The sequence below is a fragment of the Okeania sp. SIO2B9 genome (genome assembly GCF_010672505.1).
Taxonomy (GTDB): Bacteria; Cyanobacteriota; Cyanobacteriia; order Cyanobacteriales; family Microcoleaceae; genus Okeania; species Okeania hirsuta.
Genome location: NZ_JAAHGK010000458.1, coordinates 1 through 5314 on the forward strand (window position 1 = coordinate 1; position 5314 = coordinate 5314).

At 39.8% G+C, this 5314-nt stretch carries 4 protein-coding genes; all 4 read left to right on the forward strand.

Annotated features, from left to right (window positions below):
- Positions 1-99: 99 nt before the first annotated feature.
- The 4 genes from F6K13_RS16840 (at position 100) to F6K13_RS16855 (ending at position 5272) form a co-directional block, all read left to right on the forward strand.
- Positions 100-990: a tRNA (5-methylaminomethyl-2-thiouridine)(34)-methyltransferase MnmD gene (locus F6K13_RS16840; protein WP_124146662.1), complete on the forward strand. Its 891-nt coding sequence runs from the start codon at positions 100-102 to the stop codon at positions 988-990.
- A gap of 862 nt (positions 991-1852) precedes the next feature.
- Positions 1853-3223 carry a bifunctional UDP-N-acetylglucosamine diphosphorylase/glucosamine-1-phosphate N-acetyltransferase GlmU gene (glmU, locus tag F6K13_RS16845; RefSeq protein WP_124146663.1) on the forward strand — a complete coding sequence of 457 codons (1371 nt, stop codon included), beginning with the start codon at positions 1853-1855 and terminating at the stop codon, positions 3221-3223.
- 450 nt (positions 3224-3673) lie between these two features.
- The gene (locus tag F6K13_RS16850; protein ID WP_124146664.1) at positions 3674-4672 is read left to right on the forward strand and encodes an NAD(P)-dependent alcohol dehydrogenase; all 999 of its coding nucleotides are present in this window, start codon (positions 3674-3676) and stop codon (positions 4670-4672) included.
- Between the two features lie 9 nt (positions 4673-4681).
- On the forward strand, positions 4682-5272 hold the full coding sequence (locus F6K13_RS16855; protein ID WP_287287866.1) for an alcohol dehydrogenase catalytic domain-containing protein: 591 nt from the start codon (positions 4682-4684) through the stop codon (positions 5270-5272).
- Positions 5273-5314: the final 42 nt, after the last annotated feature.

Below are 5314 nucleotides of genomic sequence, written 5' to 3' on the forward strand. Positions count from 1 at the left end.
CCAAGAACTAGGATAAGGAAACCAAGGAGGTAAGTATAATTTTTTCTGTTTATTCATTAGATAACTATTTCAGAGGAAAAATTGATCAATCACAAATTCATGCCACAACCAACAGCAGATGGCTCTTTTACTTTTTTTTCACCCGAATTTGGTGAAACTTTTCACTCTCATTTTGGCGCTCAACAAGAAGCAGAATTTAAGTTTGTTTACCCAGTTCAACTATTATCTAGAATACATCAACCCGTGGTGTGCCTACTTGACGTTTGTTATGGACTAGGATATAACACTGCTTCTGCTTTAGCAGCCATCTGGAAAATTAATCCTGGTTGTCAAGTTCAATTGGTGGGTCTAGAATTAGACCCAGAGGTGCCAAAAGCAGCGATCGCTACAGGTCTTCTAGATAATTGGCCTGACCCTGTGCCAGAATTATTAGCTACTCTAGCTAATACCCATCAATTACAAACAGAAAAAATTCAAGCCAAACTGCCCATCGGGGACGCTAGAAGAACTATTCAAGAACTAAATAACTCCGGTTTCCAAGCTGATGCTATATTTCTCGACCCTTTTTCTCCACCCAGTTGTCCTCAACTTTGGACCGTAGAATTTTTGCGCTTAGTAGGTAGCTTTCTCAAACCTGATGGTTATCTAGCTACTTTTTCCTGCTCTGCAGCAGTCAGAAAAGCATTACTAGAAGCTCATTTGAAAATTGGTTCTACTGCACCAGTAGGTAGGCGATCGCCAGGAACAGTGGCCAGTTTTACTGAAGAATATTTACCCCCACTGTCCGAAAAAGAAAAAGAACATTTACTAACTCGCGCTAGTATTCCCTACCGAGACCCCCACTTATCAGACTCGGCGGAAATTATTATGCATCGTCGCCAGTTAGAACAACAAAAATCTTCCCTAGAACCTACATCTCATTGGAAAAAACGTTGGTTGTTGAAGAAGGAGTCAGGAGTCAGGAGTCAGGAGTCAGGAGTTCAAATTTAAAAGTCAAAAGTCAAAAGTCAAAAGTGAGGATATATGAAACTATGAAACTATAAGTACTGGAGAGTACAAAGTTCTGCTAAAAAACAGTTGGCTCTCAAGATTGAAAGTGTTACTGGGAAAGGTTTACAGCACCTACTGTTGTGAATGGAGAATTTTTAACCTTGAGTCCGTGAAACCCTTGACTAGCAATAGTTATTCCCAGAACTTTGCACTGTCTAGTATAAGTAGTCATGCAAAATTAATGAAACATACTCTAAAGCTAAAAAGCTGATGCTGTAAAAATTACAGAGAATAAAATTAGGTAATTAATTTTGCTTAAGCACTTAGCAGTGCTTGAGGGGTATATTTACAAATTGCAGAGACTACCCAATAGCTAAAAGTCTTATATTATCTGCTTTTTATATCATATCCGCTAAAAAATGTTCCATTAAAGCACCGTAGAAGTCAAAAGTCAAAAGTCAAAAGTCAAAAGTGAGATTTTATGAAAAAAAAGCAGTGCTTGAGGGGTATATTTACAAATTGCAGGGACTACCCAATAGCTAAAAGTCAAAAGTGAGATTTTATGAAAAAAAAGCAGTGCTTGAGGGGTATATTTACAAATTGCAGAGACTACCCAATAGCTAAAAGTCTTATATTATCTGCTTTTTATATCATATCCGCTTAATGTCGGTATCAAAAAAATGTTCAATCTGAGCGCCATTGCCAAATCTTTCTCAATCTCCCCTACTCTCCTACTGCCCTACTCCCTATCTCCCACTTTTTCTAAACAACCACCTCGAGGACTGCCATATATGAGAGGATAAATATTATAGATTCGCTAATATAACGTTTCTTATTCAATAAGAAAATAATCTCAAAAATCATGGTAGCGGTAGCAATTTTAGCGGCTGGACGTGGCACCAGAATGAAATCTGACCTACCTAAGGTATTACACCAGTTAGGTTCTTGTACCTTAGTAGAACGGGTCTTGAAAAGTTGTGTTTCTATTCAACCATCGAGAATAATTATTATAGTTGGTTATCGTGGAGACCTTGTACAAGAGTCTCTTCTTAATACTGAGAATCAAGACGATAACTTACCCACCCCGGAATTTGTAGAGCAAAGGGAACAATTAGGGACTGGTCATGCCGTTCAACAGTTATTACCCAGTCTTGAAGGATTTTCTGAAGACCTTCTGGTTTTAAATGGGGATGTACCATTATTACGGCCAGAAACTCTGAAGAATTTAATTGACACTCACAAAGAAAATCAAAATTCAGCCACCATCTTGACTGCGAATCTGCCTAATCCCAAAGGTTACGGTAGAATATTCTGTGATACAAATAACATCGTTACACAAATAGTAGAAGACCGAGACTGTACGGCAGCTCAGAAACAAAACCACCGAGTAAATGCCGGAGTCTACTGTTTTAGATGGCCAGCTTTAGCAGAGATTTTACCAAGACTTACCACAAATAATGACCAACAAGAGTACTACATAACAGATACAGTTAATTTTCTCAGCCCTGTTATGGCAGTTGATGTGAATGACTATCAAGAAATTGTTGGTATTAACGACCGTAAACACTTGGCTACAGCTTATGATATTTTGCAAACGCGGGTTAAAGATGATTGGATGAGCGCTGGAGTAACTTTGATAGACCCCGATAGTATCACTATTGATGATACAGTTTTGTTACAACGGGATGTGATTATTGAACCACAAACTCATATTCGGGGTAGAAGTACCATTGGTGCTGGTAGTCGTGTTGGGCCAGGAAGTTTGATTGAAAATAGTCAGATCGGTAAAAATGTATCGATTTTGTATTCGGTGATTTCTGATAGTGCGGTGGCAGATCATACTAGTATTGGCCCTTATGCACATCTACGAGGAGATTCTCAAGTGGGTTCTCGCTGTCGAATTGGTAATTTCGTAGAATTGAAAAAAGCTCAGGTGGGCGATCGCACTAATGCAGCTCATTTATCTTATTTAGGGGATGCGACCTTGGGAGAAAAGGTAAATGTTGGTGCAGGTACAATTATTGCTAACTATGATGGAGTGAAAAAACATCATACCGAAATTGGCGATCGCTCTAAGACTGGTGCAAATAGTGTATTGGTTGCTCCTGTGACTTTGGGGGAAGATGTGACGGTGGCGGCAGGTTCGGTAGTAACAAAGAATGTGGAGGATGATAGTTTGGTTATTGCTCGCTCTCGACAACTTACGAGAAAAGGTTGGCGGTTAAAGCAGTAACTGTACTCAGGTGAGTTGAAAGATTACTATCCCCCTAATGAATGCTTGGATAAAGTCAATTGATCAATTGCTATTCCTGGTTCTTCAAAAATATAAAAATCAACGCCTGTTTACTAGGTTACTGATTATTGACGTAGCTCAAGAACCATCGATTATTCTAAACCAAAATTTAGAGGTACAGAGATTATACAACTTAACTATTAGGAGAGTAGGGTAGTAGGGAAGATGGTTAGAGAGAATTTTGAAAAAGGAGTCCAGTAGGGTGCGTTACATTTCATTAACGCACCATTTATAAATGCAATACGGTTCAGGAGTCCAGTAGTAGACTGACACATATTCAATGGTGCGTTACGACAGACTGTTAAATGGCTTTCATAGTCTAAATTTTAGCCGTCTAACGCACCCTACAAATTTTGCTGATAACTGATAACTGATAACTGATAACTAATTATGAAAGCTTTTGAAATTCAGGAATTTGGTAATTTAGTCTGTACTGAAAGACCACAACCACAACCAAAATTTGGAGAAGTTTTAGTGAAAGTTAAAGCTGTCTCCCTTAACTATCGAGATATTTTAATGGTTAAAGGTCTTTACAACCCCCATCTAAATTTACCTGTTATTCCATGTTCCGATGGAGCAGGAGAAGTTGTGTCAATAGGAGAAGGTGTCACTAAATTTAAACCTGGAGACAGAGTTGCGAGTATTTTTATGCAGAAATGGCGATCGGGTAATTTAACTAAGGAGGCATTTAAGTCAGCTTTGGGTGGTGAAGTTGACGGAATGTTGGCAGAATATTTGGTGTTGTCTGAAGATGGTTTAGTAAGTATTCCGTCTCACTTATCTGATACAGAAGCAGCTACTTTACCTTGTGCTGCAGTAACAGCTTGGCACGCTTTAATGGAAGCAGGTTTAAAACCAGGGGAAACAGTGTTAGTTATGGGAACAGGTGGAGTTTCTTTGTTTGCTTTACAGTTTGCAGTTATGGCAGGAGCGCGAGTCATTGCAACTTCCAGTAGTGATGAAAAGTTGGAGAGGGTGAAGCAGTTAGGTGCATCTGATGTCATTAATTATAAGTCTGTAACGAAGTGGGAAAAACAGGTGTTGGCGTTAACTGAGGGAGTGGGAGTTGATTATATTGTGGAAGTTGGTGGAGCAAATACTTTGAGTAAGTCTTTAAAAGCAGTCAAAATGGGAGGGCAAATTAGTTTAATAGGTGTATTAGCAGGAGCGCAAGCAGAATTTAATCCTTTACCCGCAGTGATGAAAGGAGTCCGGATACAAGGAATTTTTGTCGGTTCGCGCCAGATGTTTGAGGCAATGAATAAGGCCATAGATGTGAATAAATTACATCCTGTATGCGATCGCGTCTTTCCATTTGAGTCAGCTCCAGAAGCACTAAGTTATATGGAAACAGGTTCCCATTTTGGCAAAATTACAATTCAACTTTAGGAGATAAAAATGAAAGCATTAGTATTGGATAAACCAGGAACTCCCGATAGTTTACTTATGGCCGAAATGCCTTTACCACAACCAAAAGCAGGAGAAATACGGGTAAAAGTTCATGCAGTAGGATTAAATCCTGTTGACTACAAAGTAGCTGCTTCTGGGTCGTCAAGGTGGAGTTATCCATTTATTTTAGGGTTAGATGTGGCGGGAGTTGTGGATGCTGTCGGTGCTGATGTGACTGACTGGCAAGTTGGAGATCGAGTTTATTATCATGGAAATTTGTCTAAACCCGGAGGTTATGCAGAATATACTAACGCTACCGCCATAGCAGTTGCTCCACTTCCAGAAGGTGTTTCTTTTACTGAAGCTGCTGCTATTCCTTGTGCGGGTTTGACTGCTTACCAAGCTTTGCATCGACGCTTGCACATTCAGTCAGAGCAAACTATTTTAATTCATGGTGGTGCTGGTGGGGTTGGTGGTTTTGGGGTACAGTTGTCAGTGTTAGCTGGATTGGAGGTAATTACAACCATAAGGGGGTTGGTAAGGGGGTGCTGGTTTCCCCACTCCTCCACAGGGTGGGGCGGAAAGCACCCCCTTACATAAATAAATGTTGATCCGCTTCGATCAAGATGTTTGTCTACCTCC

Coding starts and splice junctions, on each gene's coding strand:
- F6K13_RS16850 (WP_124146664.1), top strand. CDS start 3,674: ATGAAAGCTTTTGAAATTCAGGAATTTGGTAATTTAGTCTGTACTGAA.
- F6K13_RS16840 (WP_124146662.1), top strand. CDS start 100: ATGCCACAACCAACAGCAGATGGCTCTTTTACTTTTTTTTCACCCGAA.
- F6K13_RS16855 (WP_287287866.1), top strand. CDS start 4,682: ATGAAAGCATTAGTATTGGATAAACCAGGAACTCCCGATAGTTTACTT.
- glmU (WP_124146663.1), top strand. CDS start 1,853: ATGGTAGCGGTAGCAATTTTAGCGGCTGGACGTGGCACCAGAATGAAA.